Origin of the sequence: Nocardioides agri (assembly GCF_013778305.1) — a bacterium.
Classification (GTDB): domain Bacteria; phylum Actinomycetota; class Actinomycetes; order Propionibacteriales; family Nocardioidaceae; genus Nocardioides; species Nocardioides agri.
This window is the reverse complement of the sequence record NZ_JACEIC010000002.1, coordinates 2,732,976-2,751,261: the sequence shown is the minus strand read 5'-3', so window position 1 is coordinate 2,751,261 and position 18,286 is coordinate 2,732,976. Positions and strand designations below refer to the sequence as shown.

The 18,286-nt window shown below is 72.3% G+C and carries 20 protein-coding genes; 6 read left to right on the top strand and 14 right to left on the bottom strand.

Going from position 1 to position 18,286, the window contains the following annotated elements:
• Position 1: 1 nt before the first annotated feature.
• The 10 genes from HZF07_RS17880 to HZF07_RS17835 are packed head-to-tail and all read right to left on the bottom strand — an operon-like array spanning position 2 to position 7,179.
• Entirely contained in the window at positions 2-547 is a 546-nt protein-coding gene (locus HZF07_RS17880) for a TerD family protein (protein WP_157343520.1), read from the bottom strand.
• Positions 544-1,059 carry a hypothetical protein gene (locus HZF07_RS17875; RefSeq protein WP_198346423.1) on the bottom strand — a complete coding sequence of 172 codons (516 nt, stop codon included), beginning with the start codon at positions 1,057-1,059 and terminating at the stop codon, positions 544-546. The genes HZF07_RS17880 and HZF07_RS17875 overlap by 4 nt, the downstream gene beginning before the upstream one ends.
• Entirely contained in the window at positions 1,059-1,862 is an 804-nt protein-coding gene (gene proC / locus HZF07_RS17870) for a pyrroline-5-carboxylate reductase (RefSeq protein ID WP_157343518.1), read from the bottom strand. Before proC ends, HZF07_RS17875 begins: the two co-directional genes overlap by 1 nt.
• 12 nt (positions 1,863-1,874) lie before the next feature.
• Positions 1,875-2,810, bottom strand: a complete 936-nt coding sequence (locus tag HZF07_RS17865) for a proline dehydrogenase family protein (RefSeq protein WP_220131846.1) — start codon at positions 2,808-2,810, stop codon at positions 1,875-1,877.
• 38 nt (positions 2,811-2,848) lie between these two features.
• Positions 2,849-3,580: an ABC transporter permease gene (locus HZF07_RS17860; RefSeq protein WP_157343516.1), complete on the bottom strand. Its 732-nt coding sequence runs from the start codon at positions 3,578-3,580 to the stop codon at positions 2,849-2,851.
• Positions 3,577-4,290, bottom strand: coding sequence for an ABC transporter ATP-binding protein (locus tag HZF07_RS17855; RefSeq protein WP_157343514.1), 714 nt, complete (start codon positions 4,288-4,290; stop codon positions 3,577-3,579). The genes HZF07_RS17860 and HZF07_RS17855 overlap by 4 nt, the downstream gene beginning before the upstream one ends.
• A 59-nt stretch (positions 4,291-4,349) precedes the next feature.
• On the bottom strand, positions 4,350-4,949 hold the full coding sequence (locus HZF07_RS24585) for a TetR/AcrR family transcriptional regulator (protein ID WP_181645333.1): 600 nt from the start codon (positions 4,947-4,949) through the stop codon (positions 4,350-4,352).
• Complete coding sequence (locus HZF07_RS17845; RefSeq protein ID WP_157343512.1) at positions 4,946-5,731, bottom strand: sugar phosphate isomerase/epimerase family protein; 786 nt, start codon at positions 5,729-5,731, stop codon at positions 4,946-4,948. Before HZF07_RS17845 ends, HZF07_RS24585 begins: the two co-directional genes overlap by 4 nt.
• A gap of 16 nt (positions 5,732-5,747) precedes the next feature.
• Complete coding sequence (locus HZF07_RS17840; protein ID WP_157343510.1) at positions 5,748-6,683, bottom strand: Ppx/GppA phosphatase family protein; 936 nt, start codon at positions 6,681-6,683, stop codon at positions 5,748-5,750.
• A gap of 13 nt (positions 6,684-6,696) precedes the next feature.
• A complete protein-coding gene (locus HZF07_RS17835; RefSeq protein WP_157343508.1) occupies positions 6,697-7,179 on the bottom strand; it encodes a hypothetical protein in 483 nt (160 codons plus the stop codon).
• A gap of 35 nt (positions 7,180-7,214) precedes the next feature.
• Between HZF07_RS17835 and HZF07_RS17830 the strand changes: the two genes are divergently transcribed.
• The 3 genes from HZF07_RS17830 to HZF07_RS17820 all read left to right on the top strand — a co-directional run bounded on the left by HZF07_RS17830 (position 7,215) and on the right by HZF07_RS17820 (position 9,391).
• Complete coding sequence (locus tag HZF07_RS17830) at positions 7,215-7,979, top strand: hypothetical protein (protein ID WP_181645332.1); 765 nt, start codon at positions 7,215-7,217, stop codon at positions 7,977-7,979.
• A gap of 81 nt (positions 7,980-8,060) precedes the next feature.
• The gene (locus HZF07_RS17825; RefSeq protein ID WP_157343506.1) at positions 8,061-8,699 is read left to right on the top strand and encodes a VOC family protein; all 639 of its coding nucleotides are present in this window, start codon (positions 8,061-8,063) and stop codon (positions 8,697-8,699) included.
• Between the two features lie 104 nt (positions 8,700-8,803).
• A complete protein-coding gene (locus tag HZF07_RS17820) occupies positions 8,804-9,391 on the top strand; it encodes a class I SAM-dependent methyltransferase (protein ID WP_232523071.1) in 588 nt (195 codons plus the stop codon).
• Here HZF07_RS17820 and HZF07_RS17815 read toward each other — a convergent pair.
• Positions 9,388-10,467, bottom strand: a complete 1,080-nt coding sequence (locus HZF07_RS17815; RefSeq protein ID WP_309504827.1) for a LacI family DNA-binding transcriptional regulator — start codon at positions 10,465-10,467, stop codon at positions 9,388-9,390. The genes HZF07_RS17820 and HZF07_RS17815 overlap by 4 nt on opposite strands.
• Positions 10,468-10,615: 148 nt before the next feature.
• On the opposite strand from HZF07_RS17815, the gene radA reads away from it, so the two are divergent.
• Together radA and disA are read left to right on the top strand one after the other, a co-directional pair.
• Complete coding sequence (gene radA, locus HZF07_RS17810; protein WP_157343504.1) at positions 10,616-12,052, top strand: DNA repair protein RadA; 1,437 nt, start codon at positions 10,616-10,618, stop codon at positions 12,050-12,052.
• A gap of 121 nt (positions 12,053-12,173) precedes the next feature.
• Positions 12,174-13,256, top strand: coding sequence for a DNA integrity scanning diadenylate cyclase DisA (gene disA / locus HZF07_RS17805; RefSeq protein ID WP_181645331.1), 1,083 nt, complete (start codon positions 12,174-12,176; stop codon positions 13,254-13,256).
• Positions 13,257-13,337: 81 nt separating this feature from the next.
• Here the strand turns inward: disA and HZF07_RS17800 are convergent, their stop codons facing one another.
• Entirely contained in the window at positions 13,338-14,153 is an 816-nt protein-coding gene (locus tag HZF07_RS17800; RefSeq protein ID WP_157343502.1) for a hypothetical protein, read from the bottom strand.
• A 65-nt stretch (positions 14,154-14,218) separates the two neighbouring features.
• Between HZF07_RS17800 and HZF07_RS17795 the strand changes: the two genes are divergently transcribed.
• Complete coding sequence (locus tag HZF07_RS17795) at positions 14,219-15,085, top strand: HhH-GPD family protein (protein ID WP_157343500.1); 867 nt, start codon at positions 14,219-14,221, stop codon at positions 15,083-15,085.
• Positions 15,086-15,187: 102 nt separating this feature from the next.
• On the opposite strand, the gene HZF07_RS17790 is transcribed toward HZF07_RS17795, so the two are convergent.
• The gene (locus HZF07_RS17790; protein WP_157343497.1) at positions 15,188-17,752 is read right to left on the bottom strand and encodes an ATP-dependent Clp protease ATP-binding subunit; all 2,565 of its coding nucleotides are present in this window, start codon (positions 17,750-17,752) and stop codon (positions 15,188-15,190) included.
• A gap of 153 nt (positions 17,753-17,905) precedes the next feature.
• Complete coding sequence (locus HZF07_RS17785) at positions 17,906-18,238, bottom strand: histone-like nucleoid-structuring protein Lsr2 (protein WP_157343495.1); 333 nt, start codon at positions 18,236-18,238, stop codon at positions 17,906-17,908.
• Between the last annotated feature and the right edge of the window lie 48 nt (positions 18,239-18,286).

The window sequence follows — 18,286 nt, the reverse complement described above, 5'->3', positions numbered from 1 at the left end:
CTCAGAGGAGCGCGGCGAGCGCGCGCTCGGACTCGGTCGGGATCTTCACCGGCACCGGCTCGCCCAGCGCCCGCAGCACCCAGCCCTCGCCGTCCCGGCTGATCCGCGCCAGCACGACACCGGTCTCCGGGATGCCGAGGGTGAGCGTGACCCGGGCGATCTCCACGTCCTCGGCGTCGACGACGCGGCAGTAGGCGTTGTCGACCCACTCGAGCGTCTGGCCCTGGTAGCTGGTGACCAGCAGGAAGATGGTGTCGATCTGCCGGTGGACCTGGTCGAGGTCGATCGTGATCGCCTCGTCGTCGCCCTCACCGGCCCCGGTCTGGTTGTCGCCCAGGTGCACGACGGAGCCGTCGCGCGTGCTGGCGTTGTTGTAGAACGCGATGTCGAAGAGCCGCCCGCCGCCGAACTGCACCGCCGACGCGTCGAGGTCGACGTTGCGCACCCCGGTGCTCAGCGGCCCCGCGTTGGGGGTCTTGTCCCAGCCCACGCCCATCCGCAGCCTGCCGGTGAGTGGCAGCTCCTGGCCGATGCCCAGCTCGATCACGGTTCGACCCTAGCCGCTTCGGCCAGCCTCTTGAGGGTGAGCAGCTGCTTGCGCATCATCACCAGGTCGCCCCAGGCGAGCAGCCGCGACCCGACCCATGCCGCGGGACCGCGCTGGCTGGTCAGGATCCGGCAGACCAGCCGGCTGCCCCGGACATCGGGCTCGACGGCGTACGTCACCGCTGTGCGGCCGAAGACCGGCGGGATCGTGAAGCCGCTCCACTGCCGGCCGGGCTGGACGTCGGTGACCCGGAAGACCTGCACCCGCTGCCCGACGAGCGGGTCGGTGACGCCCGGCGTGAGCTCGCGGGGGCTGCGGCGGCCGCGGTTGTCGATCCAGTCGTAGGAGTACGGCGCGACCTCCATCTGGCACAGCCAGCGCCAGACGTGCGCCGGTGGCGCGTCGACGTGGACCGCCCGGGTCATCCGCAGCACCGGCCCGTCGACCATCGTGTCGGCGGGGTAGGCACGCGCGTGCTCGTCCGGGTCCGCGCCCCAGACGAGCGGGAGCATCAGCTGCCCTCGGCCAGGGCCCGCGACCGGTCGCGGGCGGCCTCCATCGCGGCCAGGAACGCCGCGCGCACCTTGTGCACCTCGAGCTCGCGCAGGGCGGCCGCGGTGGTGCCGCCGGGCGACGTGACCTGCTCGCGCAGCACGGTCGGGTGGGTGCCGGTCTCGCGCAGCATCTTCCCGGAGCCGACCAGGGTCTGGATCACGAGCTCGGTGGCGGTGGTCCGCGGCAGCCCGAGGTGGACGCCGGCCTCGATCATCGACTCGACGACGAAGAAGATGTAGGCCGGGCCGGACCCGGAGATCGCGGTGACCGCGTCCTGCTGGCGCTCGGGGATCCGCACGACCTTGCCGACCGAGCCCATCAGCGCCTCGGCCTCGCCGAGCTGCTCCTCGGAGCAGTGCGAGCCGGGCGAGATGGCGGCCATACCCTCGTCGACGAGGGCCGGTGTGTTGGGCATGACGCGGACGACGGCGACGCCGTCGGGCACCCGGGACTCGATGAACGCCGTCGTGATGCCGGCGGCGAGGGACACCACGAGCTGGCCGGGACGCAGCGCGCCGGCGATCTCCTCGAGCACCTCGCCCATGTCCTGCGGCTTGACGACCAGGGCGACCGTGTCGGCCTTGGTCGCGGCCTCGACGTTGCCGACCACGGCGACGCCGTAGCGCTCCTCGAGCTCCTGCGCGCGCTCGGGGCGCTTCTCGCCGACGAGCAGGTGGTCGACGCGGCGGCCGGCGCGGACCAGGCCGGAGAGCAGGGTCTCGCCCATGACCCCGGCGCCGATGATGGCGGTCTGAGACATGGGCAGCGGCTCCTACTTCTTGGAGATCAGGGACCGCACGAAGAATGTCAGGTTCTGCGGACGCTCGGCGAGCCTTCTCATCAGGTAGCCGTACCACTCGGTGCCGTAGGGCACGTAGACGCGCACCTTCTCGCCCTTGGCGGCCAGCCGGCGCTGCTCCTCGGGTCGGATGCCGTAGAGCATCTGGAACTCGTAGCTGCCCGGCTCGCGACCGTTGCGGCTGGCCAGCGACGAGGCGATCTCGACCATCCGGGGGTCGTGGGTCGCGATCATCGGGTAGCCCTCGCCGGCGAGCAGCACCTTGAGGCAGCGCACGTAGGACTTGTCGACGTCGATGCGGTCCTGGAACGCGACGTCCTCGGGCTCGAGGTAGGCGCCCTTGCAGAGGCGGACGCGGGAGCCCTCGTGGGCCAGCGCGCGGCAGTCGGCCTCGGTGCGGTGGAGCATCGCCTGGAGGACGGCACCGGTCTCCGGGAAGTCCTTGCGCAGCTCGCGCAGGATCGTCAGCGTCGAATCGGTGGTGGTGTGGTCCTCCATGTCCAGGGTGACCGTGGTGCCCGCGTTGCGCGCGGCGCGGCAGATCGTGCGGGCGTTCTCGAGCGCGACCTTGTGGCCGTTGTCAGGGAGGAACTGGCCGATCGCGCTGAGCTTGACCGAGACCTCGGCGCTGCGGGTCAGACCGCGCTCGGCGAGCCGCTGCAGCAGCTCGAGGTAGGCCTGGGTCGTCGCCTCGGCCTGGTCGGCGTCGAGGGTGTCCTCGCCGAGGAAGTCGAGCGTGGCCAGCAGGCCGTCGTCGGCGAGGCGGGCGGTGGCGTCGACGACCGCGTCGGTGGACTCGCCGGGGACGTAGCTGCGGACGATGCCGGCCGAGACCGGCATGGTGCTGACCAGCTTCTGCACCGCGGCGCTGCGGGACAGGAGGAGGAGCGGCTGACGGAGCAAGGACATGCGTTCAGGCTACGACGGGCCTGCCCCGCTCACGGAATTCACGGGGTACGCCGGCGCAGGGTCGCTGCCCCGAGGACCAGGCCGGCCACGGCGTACCCCGCGACCACCGCCAGGTCGCGCCAGACGTCGCCGGTCTCGGCGGTCCGGGTCAGCGTCTGCATGGCGTCGACGGCGTAGCTGAGCGGCAGGACGTTGCTGACCCACTCCAGGACGGTCGGCAGCTGGTCGCGCGGCACGAAGAGCCCGCAGAGCAGGATCTGCGGGATCACGATCGCGGGCATGAACTGGACCGCCTGGAACTCGGTCTGCGCGAACGCGCTGACGAACAGGCCGAGCGCGGTGCCGAGCACGGCGTCGACGATCGCGACGACGGTGAGCAGCCAGACCGGGCCCTGCACGTCGAGGCCGAGCAGGCCGACGCTGAGCGCCACGGCGAGGACCGACTGGACGGCGGCGATGACGCCGAACGCCACGCCGTACCCGAGGAGGAAGTCGAGCTTGCCCATCGGCATCGCCAGCAGGCGCTCGAGCGTGCCGCCGCTGCGCTCGCGGAGCGTGGTGACGCTGGTGACCAGGAACATCACGATGAAGGGGAACATCGCGAGCAGCGCCGGGCCGACCTCGTCGAAGACCGGGGTGTCCTCGAACATCCACCACAGCAGGGTGATCAGCAGGCACGGGAGCACGAGCAGCATCGCCAGCGTGCGCCGGTCGCGGCGGATCTGGGTCAGCACCCGGCCGCTGACGGCGAGGGTCGTCGTGGGCGTCATGCCGCATCCCGCCTCACGATGGCGAGGAACGCGCCCTCGACGGTCTCGGCGCCGGCCTTCTCCTTGATCTCGCCGGGGGTCCCGTCGGCGATGATCCGGCCCTCCCGCATCAGCAGCAGCCGGTCGCACCGCTCCGCCTCGTCCATGACGTGGCTGGAGACGAAGACCGCGGCGCCGCGCTCGGCCAGGCGGTGGAAGAGCGCCCACAGGTCCTCGCGCAGCACCGGGTCGAGGCCGACCGTCGGCTCGTCGAGCACCAGCAGGTCCGGCTCGCCGAGCAGCGCGACCGCCAGGCTGGCCCGGCTGCGCTGCCCGCCGCTGAGCCGGCCGACGACCTGGCCGCGGTGGTCGCCGAGGTCGACCGCGTCGACGACCCGGTCGACGTGCTCACGGCCGACGCCGAGCACGCGGGCGAAGAACCGCAGGTTCTCGTCGACCGAGAGGTCGTCGTACACGCTCGCGGCCTGGGTGACGTAGCCGACCCGCGCGCGCAGCCCCGGACTGCCGGCGTCCTCACCGAAGACGGTGACGCTGCCGGCCTCGACCTGCTGGACGCCGACCAGGCAGCGCATCAACGTCGACTTGCCGCAGCCGCTCGGACCGAGCAGTCCCGTCACGCCGCCGCCGATGCTCACGCCGAGGTGCTCGAGCACGGTGCGTCCCCCGCGGACGACGTGGAGGTCGTGGATCTCGACCGCGTTTTTCACCATGCGATGAATTGTGGTCCTGCGGCGGCGCTTGGGCAAGGGGGTACGGCCGGCCGGTTCCGCTAGGCGGAGGGCAGCGGGCCGGTGAGGTAGCGCTGGATCGTGGGTCCGTAGACGGCGACCACGTCGTCGGCCGGCATCGAGGCGATCGGCTCGACCTCGAGCAGGTAGCGGGTCAGGATCAGGCCGATCACCTGGCTGGCGACCAGCGGCATCCGGACCTCGGGCCGGTCGATGCCGAGGGCCACGCCGACCGGGTGCAGCACCGCCGGCACGAAGCCGTCGCGCAGCAGCCGCTGCCCGGACGGGTCGAGGACGCTGCGGGCCAGCCCCAGCAGCGGGAGCCGCAGGTCGGGGTCGTCCCAGACCGAGAGGAAGACCCGGAGCATCCGCTCCCCCGCGCCGTCCGGTCCCTCGGCGATCACCCCCGCCAGCCGCTCGCGGGGGTCGACCGGCAGCTCGAGGGCGGCGACGAAGAGGTCGTCCTTGGTGCCGAAGTAGTGGTGCACGAGCGCCGGGTCGACACCGGCGTCGGCGGCGATCGAGCGGACCGACGTGCTCGCGAACCCGTGCTCGGCGAAGCGGGCGCGCGCCGCCGCGAGGATCGCGGCGCGGGTGTCGGGCGCACCGGGCCGGCGGCCCCGCCGCGGGGGCCCGGTCACGGCGTACCGACCGCCAGGTGCTGGCGGGTGAACTCCAGCGACTCGCGCAGGTCGCGCTCCCGCTCTGCCCGGTCGGCACACTTGCGGGTGTTGATCTCGAGCACCACCTCGCCGCTGAAGCCGGTCTGCGCCAGGTGCCTCAGGAAGCGGTCGGCGCCCATGGACCCGCGACCCGGCACGAGGTGCTCGTCCTTGGCCGACCCGTTGCCGTCGGTCAGGTGGATGTGCCGCAGCCGGTCGCCGAGCCGCTCGGCCATCGCCACGACGTCGTCATGGGCGATCGACGCGTGCGAGAGGTCGATCGTGGTGTTGGCGTAGGGGTGGTCGGAGGGGTCCCAGCCCGGGAGGTACATCTCCATCTTCCGGCCGGAGGCCCGCCAGGGGTACATGTTCTCGACCGCGAACATCAGCCCCGTCGACGCCTCCAGCGCCGCGATGCCGTCGACGAAGTCCCGGGCGTAGGTCTTCTGCCAGCGGAACGGCGGGTGCACGACGACCACCTCGGCGCCGACCGCCTGCGCCATCTCGGCGGACCGCTCGAGCTTGCCCCACGGCTCGGTGCCCCAGACCCGCTGGGTGAAGAGCAGGCACGGTGCGTGCACGGCCGCGATCGGCATCTCGTGGTGCTCGGAGAGCTGCCTGATCGCCGACGTCTGCTGGCTGATCGCGTCGATCCCGACCATCACCTCGATCGCGTCGTAGCCGAGCTCGGCGGCGTAGGTGAAGGCGTGCGCCGAGGACTCGGGATAGACCGAGACCGTCGACAGGCCGACCCTGGGCATCGTCGTCACCGTCGCCTCACACCAGCCCGTCGAGCTGGTCGAGCCGCTCGAGGATCACGCCCTCGCGCAGTGCCCAGGGGCAGATCTCCAACGCAGACAGGCCGAACAGGTCCATCACCGCCTCGGCGACGAGCGCTCCGGGCACGATCTGGTGGGCGCGGTTGGCCGACACCCCGGGCAGCGCCGCCAGCTCGTCGCGCGACATCGCCGTCAGCTTGGGGATCCACTCGCTGAGCTCGGCGAGCGGCAGCGACCGGGCGACCAGCGGCCCCTCGGCCGAGGGCGCCGCCCCGCAGATGCGAGCGAGGGACCGGAACGTCTTGGACGTCGCGGATGCGTGGTCGGGTGCCCCCAGGCGCAGCAGCCGGCCGGCGTCGCGGGCGATCTCGGCCCGGACCGTCTTGCGCAGCGCGTGGAGCACCTCCTCGTCGAGCTCCCCAGAGGCGAAGTGCTGGCGTGCGAGCCGGGCCGCGCCGAGCGGCAGAGACCAGGCGACGTCGGGCTCCTCGTCCGCGCCACCGGCCATCTCGAGCGAACCGCCGCCGATGTCGAAGACCCACAGCCGGCCCGCGGACCAGCCCAGCCAGCGGCGTACGGCGAGGAACGTCAGGCGGGCCTCGTCGCCGCCGGACAGCACGGCGATCGAGCACCCCGTCCGCTCCTCGACCTCGGCCAGCACCGCCTCGGAGTTGCCCGCGTCGCGGACCGCCGAGGTCGCGAACGCCAGCATGTCCTCGCAGCCCTTCTCCTCCGCGACCCGCTGGGCCTGCGAGGTGAAGTCGGCGAGCGCGTCGATCCCCGCCTGCGTGACCGCGCCGTCGGCGTCGAGGTGCTCGGCGAGGCGCAGCGGCTCCTTGTGCGAGAAGGCCGGCAGCGGGGCCGCGCCACGGTGGGCGTCGACGACGAGGAGGTGCCCGGTGTTGGACCCGATGTCGAGGACGCCCAGCCGCATGGAGCCCACGCTACTAGGGCGGCGACGTCGCGCCGTCGCAGTCGACCCGCAGCCGCGCCCGGTACCGATAGGTCCGGTCGCCGGCGCCGAGGGCCGTGAGCGCCGCGGTCGCGGTGACGCAACCGGAGGCCTCGACGCGCATGGGTGGCTTCCCGGACGGCTCCTCGCCCTCCTTGCGCCACTCGTGGTCGCCCTGACGCGCCACGATGCGGTAGGACACCGCCTCCGAGCCGTAGTCGGCGTGGTCGGTCACGATGTCCAGGCAGAGGTAGCCCTCCGGCGACCGGGTGGCGCGCAGGTCCCGGTCGAGCACGGTGCTCCCGCCGTCGATGGGATGGAGCGCCGAGCGATCGAGCTCCTCGAGGTCGAGGGTCACCTCGCACGACTTCGTCGCGGCGGCCTTCCGGGCCGGCTGCGGATCGTCGGTGTCCGAGGAGCAGGCGCCGGCGAGCAGCACCGCGGCCGCGGCGGTCGTCGCCAGCATGCGTCCTGGCACGCGGGCAGCGTAGCCCCAGCCCGTAGGGTTGGGGTGTGCCCGAAGTCGACCTGGTGTTCCCCCGCGCGTACGTCGAGTTCGTGAACCCGGCCGACGAGTCCGAGGTCCTGCGCTGCGACCTGACCTGGCTCACGTCGAGCTTCATGTGCATCTTCGGCCAGGGCTGCCAGGGCATCTACGCCGACGCACCCGACGTCGGCTGCTGCACGCTCGGCGCGCACTTCGCCGACAAGGACGACGAGAAGCGCGTCGCGGCGTACGTCGGGATGCTCGACGACGAGCTGTGGCAGCAGAAGCCCAAGGGCCGCAAGGTCCGCACCAACGACTGGGTCGAGGTCGACGAGGACGGCGAGCGCAAGACGCTCACCACGATCGTCGACGGCCAGCAGGCGTGCGTGTTCCACAACCGCAACGACTTCCACCTCGGCGCCGGCTGCGCGCTGCACGCGCTGGCGTACGTGATCGGCAAGAACCCCGTCGAGACCAAGCCCGACGTGTGCTGGCAGCTGCCGATCCGGCGCACGTTCCGCACGGTCGAGCGCCAGGACGGCACGACGTACACGGAGGTCTCGATCGGCGAGTACGACCGCCGCGGCTGGGGCCCCGGCGGGCACGACCTCGACTGGTACTGCTCGGGCAACACCGAGGCCCACGTCGCCGTGGAGCCGGTTTACGTCACCCACGAGGCCGAGCTCGTCGCCCTCATGGGCAGGGCGGCGTACGACGAGCTGGTGCGGCACTGCGACGCGCACGTGCGGTCGCGGTCGGCCCTGGCGCTCCACCCGGCTGACCCGCACTGACCCGCGCGGGGATTCGTCTCGACGTCAAGAAACCGGGACCCCGGTGTCCAGTGACGGTCCGCACACGCACACAATCTGAGCATGCGCCTGGACCACCTCTCCTTCGCCGCAGGACCGGATGGCCTCGCCAGCACTGCCCAACGTCTGGGGGGACTGCTCGGCAAGGACTTCGTGGACGGCGGCGTCCACCCTCGCTTCGGCACCCGCAACATGATCCTGCCGCTCGCCGGTGACACCTACCTCGAGATCGTCGAGGTGCTCGACCACCCGGCCTCCGACAAGGCCCCCTTCGGGCAGGCCGTGCGCGCCCGCTCCGCCCTCGGTGGCGGCTGGCTCGGGTGGGTCGTCGCGGTGTCCGACATCAGCACGGTCGAGCAGCGCCTCGGTCGCGAGGCGGCCAAGGGCAACCGGCGCCGGCCGGACGGCTCCGAGCTGCTGTGGCGGCAGATCGGCGTCAACGGCCTGATCGCCGACCCGCAGCTGCCGTTCTTCATCCAGTGGGAGGTGCCGCGCGAGATGCACCCGAGCGCCGGCGCCGACGCCGACTTCTCCCTGGCCTGCCTGGAGATCGCCGGCGACCCGCAGCGCGTCAGCGAGTGGCTCGGCGAGTCGGTCGAGGCGCCGCTCGAGGACGTCAAGGTCGAGTGGGTCGCGCCCAACGGCACGCCCGGCATCCTCGCCGCGCAGTTCCAGACGCCCAACGGGCTCGTCCGGCTCTGACCGTCTCTCCCGGGGCTCGGCCGAGCCCCAACATCTGGCACCACACGGCGACCTACGAGGTCGAGAACCGCGCGGTCGACCCTGACGGCGCGATCGAGGCCGCGATGCGGTCGGTCGCGTCCTGGGACGGCCGGACCGTCCTCGACGTGGGCTGCGGGAGCGGCTTCCACCTGCCGTGGCTGGCCGCGACCGCCGGCGCGGTGATCGGCGTCGAGCCGCACGCCGACCTGGTGGCGCTCGCCCGGCGCCGCACCCGGAGGCTGGCCCACGTCACCGTGCACCAGGGCACCGCCCAGTCGCTGCCGCTGCCGGACGCCTCCGTGGACGTCGTGCACGCCCGCTGGGCGTACTTCTTCGGGCCCGGCTGCGAGCCGGGTCTCGCCGAGCTCGACCGCGTCGTACGACGCGGGGGCACGGCGTACGTGATCGACAACGACGCGAGCCGCTCGACCTTCGGCTCCTGGTTCCGCCGCGGCTACCCCGACGTGGACCCGGTCGCGGTCGAGCGCTTCTGGTCGACCCAGGGCTGGACGCGGATCCCGGTCGACATGCGCTGGTCCTTCGGCTCTCGCGCCGACCTGGAGTCGGTGGTGCGCATCGAGCTCGACCCCGCTGTCGCCGCGGCCGTGCTCTCCGAGCACGCCGGCACGGAGGTCGACTACGCCGTGAACGTCTGGTGGCGGAGCTTCTAGGACGACCCGCGCACGGCCAGCGTCGGCGTGAGCATCACGCCCGTGCCGACGAGCGGCGGGTGGGCCAGCAGGCCCTCCAGGGCCTTCACGACCTCGACCGCGACCTGCTCGAGCGGCTGCCGCACCGAGGTGAGGCCCGGAGGCACGACCTGGGCGACCTGGGAGTCGTCGAAGCCGATGACGGCGATGTTGTCGCCCGCCCGCAGGTGCCGGTCGCGGAGCGTGTGCAGCACGCCCATCGCGAGGGTGTCGGAGGCGCACACGAACGCCGAGGGCCGGGCGCTGTCGAGCAGGTGGGCGCTGGCCTCGCGTCCGGAGCTGATCGTGTCCTCGACCCGCGAGGCGAGGCCGGTCGTGGGCAGGCCGCGCTCGTGCATGGCGCGGGTCCAGCCCGACCGGCGGTCCTCGCCGATGCGCGAGTCCTTGCGCCAGCCGATCCAGGCGATCCGCTCGTGGCCCTTGTCGAGGAGGTGCCGGGTGGCGAGCTCGGTGCCGGCGGCACCGTCGACGTCGACCCAGGGGTGCCGCGAGTTCAGGGCCTCCCAGGGGCGGCCGAACGCGACGAACGGCGCCCGCCGCTCCTCGAGCCAGGAGGCCTGGGGGTTGCCGAGGTAGGTGTCGGTGACGACGAAGGCGTCCACGGCGGTCGAGCGCAGCAGGTCGGCGTACCCGGCCTCGGGGTCGTGGCCGTCGCCGGCGAAGAGGAGCACGTGGTAGCCGGCCTCGCGGGAGGTCTCCACCAGCGAGTGCACGAACCGGTCCATGGTGGCGTTGGCCGTGCCCTCCTGGGCCGGGCCGATGCGCATGCCGATGAGGTGCGAGGCCCGGGTGCGCAGGTTGCGGGCGGCGCGGTTGGGCGAGTAGCCGAGCGCCTCGATCGACTCCTGCACCCGCGCCAGGGTGTCGGGGCGGAGCAGGTCGGGGTTGTTGACGGCGTTCGAGACGGTCTGCCTCGACACGCCCGCGCGCTCGGCGACGTCGGCGAGGGTCGGGGGGCTGACCGACACCGGACCGGTGCGCGCAACGGACGGCAGGTGGTGGGACCGAGCCGCGCTCGCGTCGTCACGTCGGGACACCCGTACCTCCTCGACTCAGCAGGGCGACCGCTAGATCGTTCCAATGAGACCACATTGCCCGGCCCGAACGGTTGCTCGCTGCCTCTTGCGCGACCGTTGTCGGATCGTTGTCGTCGCGTTGTCGGCGCCTGCGCCTAGCGTGTCGCCCATGCCCAAGCCCCCCAGGTCCGCCTACCGCTGCTCCGAGTGCGGATGGGAGACCGCGAAGTGGGTCGGCCGCTGCGGTGAGTGCCAGGCCTGGGGCTCGGTCGCCGAGGCTGCTGCCGCGCCCGTCGGCCGCACCGCGGCGAGCCCGGTCACCGCACCGGCGGTGCCGATCGGCCAGGTGTCGGTCGAGGAGTCGCAGTTCCGCTCCAGCGGCGTGCCCGAGCTCGACCGGGTGCTCGGCGGGGGGCTGGTGCCCGGGGCGGTGATCCTGCTCGCCGGCGAGCCCGGCGTCGGCAAGAGCACCCTGCTGCTCGAGGTCGCCGCGCAGACCGCTCGCTACCAGCGACGCACCCTCTACGTCACCGGCGAGGAGTCCGCCGCGCAGGTCCGGCTCCGCGCCGACCGCACCGGCGGCGTCCACGACGAGCTCTACCTCGCCGCCGAGACCGACCTCGGCGCGGTGCTCACCCACATCGAGCAGGCCCGGCCGACCCTGCTGGTCGTCGACTCCGTCCAGACGATCGGCGCCTCCGGCGTCGAGGGCGTGCCCGGCGGCGTCACCCAGGTCAAGGAGGTCGCCGCCGCGCTGATCCGGATGGCCAAGACCCGCAACATCACCACGGTGCTCGTCGGCCACGTCACCAAGGACGGCTCGATCGCCGGCCCGCGAGTGCTCGAGCACCTCGTCGACGTGGTGCTCCACTTCGAGGGCGACCGCAACTCGCGGTTCCGGATGGTGCGGGCGATGAAGAACCGCTTCGGCCCCGTCGACGAGGTCGGCTGCTTCGACCTCGGACCCGACGGCATCACCGCCGTCACCGACCCGACCGGCCTCTTCGTCGAGAGCCACCACAACCAGGTCCCCGGCACCTGCGTGGCCGTGACGATGGAGGGGCGTCGCCCGATGCTGGCCGAGGTGCAGGCCCTGGTGACCCACAGCGCGTCCGAGCGCCCCCGGCGTACGACGTCCGGGCTCGACTCCTCGCGGGTCGCGATGGTGATGGCGGTGCTCCACCAGCACTGCGGGATCCGGCTGCAGACGATGGACGTGTTCGCCTCGACCGTCGGGGGTGCCCGCGTGGTGGAGCCGGCCAGCGACCTCGCCGTCGCGGTCGCCCTCGCCTCCGCCAGCCGCGGACTGCCCACCCCGCGGGGCGTCGTCGCGATGGGCGAGATCGGTCTCGCCGGCGAGCTCCGGAGGGTGCGCGACCTGCCGCAGCGGCTCGCCGAGGCCGCCCGGCTCGGCTTCCAGCTCGCCGTCGTGCCCACCGAGGCGGGGCCGAAGCGCCCGCGGAGCCCCGAGTCCTGGACCGTCGAGGGCATGCGGGTGGTCGACGTCGCCGACGTCAGTGGCGCGATCAGGATGCTCGACCTCCTGCCCGACCGGCGCCGGCAGGACCTGCGGGCGGTCGACGACAACGACCTGCCGGGGTTCTGACGTCGGGCCGAGGTGTCCAGCCGTGAGCGTTCTGTGACCTCAGCGGGCGGCCGCAGACCCTAGACTGAGCGCGCGCGGCCAGGGACGTCGCGGCACTCCAGCACCGGGAGGGGACCCCGAGGTGGCCATCGACCGCTCCGACGAGCAGTTGCGGCTGCGCGCCACGCTCGCCTCGATCGCCCCGGGCACCTCGCTCCGCGACGGGCTCGAGCGCATCCTGCGCGGCCGCACCGGCGCCCTCATCGTGCTCGGCCACGACAAGGTCGTGGAGTCGATCGCGACGGGCGGCTTCATGCTCGACGTGCCCTTTACGGCGACCGGGCTGCGTGAGCTGGCGAAGATGGACGGCGCGATCATCGTCGACAAGGACGTCACCCGCATCTCGCGGGCGGCCGTGCACCTGATGCCCGACCACACGATCCCCTCCGAGGAGACCGGCACCCGGCACCGCACCGCCGACCGGGTGGCCCGCCAGACCGGGTTCCCGGTGATCTCGGTGTCGCAGTCGATGCAGATCATCGCGGCGTACGTCGGCGAGACCCGGCACGTCCTCGAGGACTCTGGCCAGATCCTCTCCCGGGCCAACCAGGCGCTCGCCACGCTCGAGCGCTACAAGCTCCGGCTCGACGAGGTGTCCAGCACCCTGTCGGCGCTGGAGATCGAGGACCTGGTCACCGTCCGCGACGTGGCGGTCGTGGCACAGCGGCTCGAGATGGTCACCCGGATCGCCCGCGAGATCGAGGACTACGTGCTCGAGCTCGGCACCGACGGCCGACTGCTCTCGCTCCAGCTCGAGGAGCTCATCACCGGCGTCGACACCGAGCGCGAGCTGGTGATCCGCGACTACCTGCCCATCGGCCGCCGCTCCCGCAGCCCCGAGTCGGTGCTGGCGCGGCTCGAGTCGCTCTCGTCGACCGAGCTCGTCGACCCGGCCGCCGCCGCGAAGGCGCTCGGCCTCGGCACCGGCGAGCACCTCGACGGCGCGGTCGCCCCGCGCGGCTACCGCCTGCTCGCGAAGGTGCCGCGCCTGCCCAGCGCCGTGGTCGACCGGCTGGTCGAGCACTTCGGCACTCTCCAGAAGCTGCTCTCCGCCGGCATCGACGACCTCCAGGCCGTGGAGGGCGTCGGCGAGCTCCGCGCCCGCAGCGTGCGCGAGGGCCTCTCCCGACTGGCCGAGTCGACGATCCTCGAGCGCTACGTCTAGCGGCCCCGCTGCGATACCCACAGACGTAGTGGTCGTTCCCGACCGATCGGACCGACCGTTTCGTCTGTGGGTATCGAACCGTCAGTCCGGCTCGACCGCGCCGGAGGGCGAGCCGCTCGGCTTCCCCTTCGGCTTCCCGGTGGCCTTGCCGCTCGGCTTGCCGGAGGGCTTCTGGGTGGGGGTCTGCTTGGGCGTCGCGGTCCTGGTGATCGTCGCCGCGGTCGGCAGGGTCAGCTCGAACTGCAGGTCGGACGGCTCCCCGCCCAGCGCCGCGGCGGTCACGTGGTACCAGCCCGCGCCCGCCCAGTCGGTGCGCGCGGTGCAGCCGTCCTCGTCCGAGCGCTTCGCGTCCGACCAGATCACGCCGACCTTGGTGGTGACCGCCCTGCGGACGACGACGTCGCGCCGCACGATCGCGCGCGGGCAGTCGCGGCTCGACCAGATCCGGTCGTCGCCGGAGGTGATGTTGAGAGTCAGCGTGTCCGGGGACACCCGCCAGGTGCACGCCTCGGAGGTGATGGTGCGCAGCCGGAGGCCCACCAGCACGTCGCGGCCGGCGACGGCGTTGCGGACCTGTGGCTCGACGACGACGTCGGAGCCCAGGCAGGGGCCGGTCGGGGTCGCGAGCACGGGCGCCGCGCTGGTGCGGCCCTTCCTCGGCTTCCCGGTCCTCGTGGCGGTCGCGGTGGGAGCGGTGGACGTCCCGGTGGTCGTCGGCGCCGAGGACGTCGGGGTGTCCGCGCTCAGCTGAGCGGCGTCGTCGCCGTCCGAGCCGTCGCTCCCGCTGCCGAGCATCCTGCCGATCGCGAAGACCAGCAGCACCGCGGTGCCGAGCACCATCAACCGCCGGACCCAGTAGGTCCGCGCGGGCAGCGGACCACGAGTCATCGGAGGCATGGGGTCACGCTAGTCAGCGCCCCGCCGCCGGTGGTGGTGCCACACCGGGCAGGATGGGCACCGCCATGAGTGACCTGCACGAGCCGATCCTGCGCTGGTACGACGAACACGCCCGCGACCTGCCGTGGCGCCGGCCGGACGCGTCGGCGTGGTCGGTGATGGTCTCGGAGTTCATGCTCCAGCAGACACCGGTCGCCCGCGTGCTGCCCGTCCACGAGCAGTGGCTGGAGCGCTGGCCCACGCCGGCCGCCCTCGCGGCGGAGTCGAGCGGCGAGGCGGTCCGGGCCTGGGGCCGGCTCGGCTACCCCCGCCGCGCCCTGCGCCTGCACGCCGCCGCGACTGCGATCGTCGAGGAGCACGGCGGGCAGGTGCCGGCGTCGTACGACGACCTGCTGGCGCTGCCGGGCGTCGGCGACTACACGGCTGCCGCGATCGCCAGCTTCGCCCACGGGCGGCGCCACGTCGTGCTCGACACCAACGTGCGCCGGGTGTTCGCCCGCGCCATCGCCGGCGTGGAGTTCCCGGCGCCCTCGGTCACCAAGGCCGAGCGGGAGGTCGCCCGCGGCTTGCTCCCGGAGGACGAGGCGACCGCAGCCACCTGGTCGGTCGCGGTGATGGAGCTCGGCGCCCTGGTGTGCACGGCCGCCGGCCCGCGCTGCGACGCCTGCCCGATCGCCGACCAGTGCGCCTGGCGGGCCGCCGGGCGGCCGGCGTACGACGGGCCGCCGCGCAAGGTGCAGGCGTGGGCCGGCACCGACCGCCAGTGCCGGGGCCGCCTGCTCGGCGTCCTCCGCGACAGCGACGGCCCGGTGCACCGCAGCCGGCTCGACGCCGCCTGGTCCGACGAGGCCCAGCGGGTGCGGTGCCTGGCCAGCCTGGTCGACGACGGCCTGGTCGCCCGCGTCGGCCCGGAGACCTACGCGCTGCCCTGAAATGCCGAGTCGGCGCGTCTTGCCCGTTCTATCCCCAGAGGGGCGGGCAAGACGCGCCGACTCGCGCCTCTCAGCCGGGCAAGACGCGCCGACTCGCGGGTCTCACTCGGCGCGGGGCAGATCCGTCCCACTGTCGGAGTCGTCGGGGCCCTCCACAGGAGCGACCTCGGCGGTCTCGAACGGCGGGAGGTCCGGCAGCACGCCGACCTTCTGACCCTCGAACGTGAACGTCGCGGTCGGGCCCTCGCCCTCGACGCCCACGAGCACGATCTGGCCGGGGCCGACCTCGCCGTAGAGCATCTTCTCGGCGAGCACGTCCTCGATCTCGCGCTGCACGGTCCGTCGCAGCGGCCGGGCGCCCAGGACCGGGTCGAAGCCGCGCTCGGCGAGCAGCTGCTTCGCGGCCTGGGTGAGCTCGATCCGCATGTCGCGGTCGCGCATGCGGAGCTCGACCGAGGCGATCATGTTGTCGACCATCGCGACGATCTGCTCCTGCGACAGCGGCGGGAACACGATGATCTCGTCGACGCGGTTGAGGAACTCCGGGCGGAAGTGCTGCTTGAGCTCGTCCTGCACCTTGTTCTTCATCCGGTCGTAGTCGCCGGGACCGCCCGCACCGCCCTGGAAGCCCAGGTTGACGCCCTTGGCGATGTCGCGGGTGCCGAGGTTGGTGGTCATGATGATGACGGTGTTCTTGAAGTCGACCACCCGACCCTGCGAGTCGGTCAGGCGACCCTCCTCGAGGATCTGCAGCAGGCTGTTGAAGATGTCCGGGTGCGCCTTCTCGACCTCGTCGAAAAGCACGACCGAGAACGGCTTGCGCCGCACCTTCTCGGTGAGCTGGCCACCCTCCTCGTAGCCGACGTAGCCCGGAGGCGAGCCGAAGAGCCGCGAGACCGTGTGCTTCTCGCCGAACTCCGACATGTCGAGCTGGATCAGCGCGTCCTCGTCGCCGAAGAGGAACTCGGCGAGCGTCTTGGACAGCCAGGTCTTGCCGACACCGGAGGGGCCGGCGAAGATGAACGACCCGCCGGGGCGCTTGGGGTCCTTGAGGCCGGCACGGGTACGCCGGATCGCGCGGCTGAGCGCCTTGACGGCCTCCTCCTGCCCGATGACCCGCTTGTGCAGCTCGTCCTCCATCTTGAGCAGCCGCGTGGACTCCTCCTCGGAGAGCTTCACGATCGGGATGCCGGTCGCCACGGCGAGCACCTCGGCGATCAGCTCCTCGTCGACCTCCGCGACCTCGTCCATGTCGCCCGCGCGCCACTGCTTCTCGCGCTCGGACTTCTTGGCGATCAGCTGCTTCTCCTCGTCGCGCAGGCGCGCGGCGGCCTCGAAGTCCTGACCGTCGATCGCGGCCTCCTTGCGCTGCCGCACGTCGCTGATCTTGTCGTCGTACTCGCGCAGGTCGGCGGGCGCCGTCATCCGGCGGATCCGCAGCCGCGAGCCGGCCTCGTCGATCAGGTCGATCGCCTTGTCGGGCAGGAACCGGTCGGAGATGTAGCGGTCGGCGAGCGTCGCCGCCGAGACCAGGGCCTCGTCGGTGATGGTCACGCGGTGGTGCGCCTCGTAGCGGTCGCGCAGGCCCTTGAGCATCTCGATCGTGTGCGCGATCGACGGCTCGGCGACCTGGATCGGCTGGAAGCGGCGCTCCAGCGCGGCGTCCTTCTCGAGGTACTTGCGGTACTCGTCGAGGGTGGTCGCGCCGATGGTCTGCAGCTCGCCGCGGGCCAGCATCGGCTTGAGGATGCTGGCGGCGTCGATCGCACCCTCGGCGGCACCGGCGCCGACGAGGGTGTGGATCTCGTCGATGAACAGCACGATGTCGCCGCGCGTGCGGATCTCCTTGAGCACCTTCTTGAGGCGCTCCTCGAAGTCACCGCGGTAGCGCGAGCCGGCGACCAGGGCGCCGAGGTCGAGCGTGTAGATCTGCTTGTCCTTGAGCGTCTCGGGCACGTTGCCCTTGACGATGTCCTGGGCCAGGCCCTCGACGATCGTCGTCTTGCCGACGCCGGGCTCGCCGATGAGGACCGGGTTGTTCTTGGTCCGGCGGGACAGGATCTGCATGACCCGCTCGATCTCCTGCTCCCGGCCGATGACCGGGTCGAGCTTGCCCTCGCGGGCGTCCTGGGTGAGGTTGCGGCCGAACTGGTCGAGCACGAGCGACGACGACGGCGCGTCGCTGGTGGCACCGCTGGCGCCGGCACCGGTGCCGGACGCCTCCTTGCCCTGGAAGCCCGAGAGCAGCTGGATGACCTGCTGCCGGACCCGGTTGAGGTCGGCGCCGAGCTTCTGCAGCACCTGCGCCGCGACGCCCTCGCCCTCGCGGATCAGACCGAGCAGGATGTGCTCGGTGCCGATGTAGGAGTGGCCGAGCTGCAGCGCCTCGCGCAGCGACAGCTCGAGCACCTTCTTGGCGCGGGGTGTGAAGGGGATGTGGCCGCTGGGAGCCTGCTGCCCCTGGCCGATGATCTCCTCGACCTGCGCGCGGACGGCCTCGAGCGAGATGTCGAGGCTCTCGAGCGCCTTGGCCGCGACGCCCTCACCCTCGTGGATGAGGCCGAGCAGGATGTGCTCGGTGCCGATGTAGTTGTGCGAGAGCATGCGGGCCTCTTCCTGGGCCAGCACGACCACCCGGCGGGCTCGGTCTGTGAACCGCTCGAACATGCGCATCTCTCCTGAAAGCATCTGGTGGGGCTACGAGTACTCCAACCCCACGGACAGCCTACGCGTTCCCCGATCGCCACCGAATCAGTCCGAGTCCGCTCACAGCGAACAGCCCCGCACCGGTCCGGACCGGTGCGGGGCTGCCCGTCAGCGTCAGTGGGCGGCGTCGTACGCCGAGCGCACGTCCGCGGAGACCCGACCGCGGTCGGGCACGTCGTGGCCGTTCTCGCGGGCCCAGTCGCGGATCTCCTTCGCGGTGGGGCCGGCGCCGGTGGCCGTGGCCTTGCGACCGCCGCTCCGGCGCGGGGCCGCGCCGACCTTGCGACCGTGGCCGACGTACGGCGCGAGCGCGTCGCGCAGCTTGGCGGCGTTCTTGTCGTTGAGGTCGATCTCATACGTCGTGCCGTCGAGGCCGAACGTCACCGTCTCGGTGGCCTCGCTGCCGTCGATGTCGTCCTCGAGCACGATGTGGATCTTCTGCGCCATATTCACCCTCCACCACCAGACAAAAAGACGGAGCCAGAATACATATCA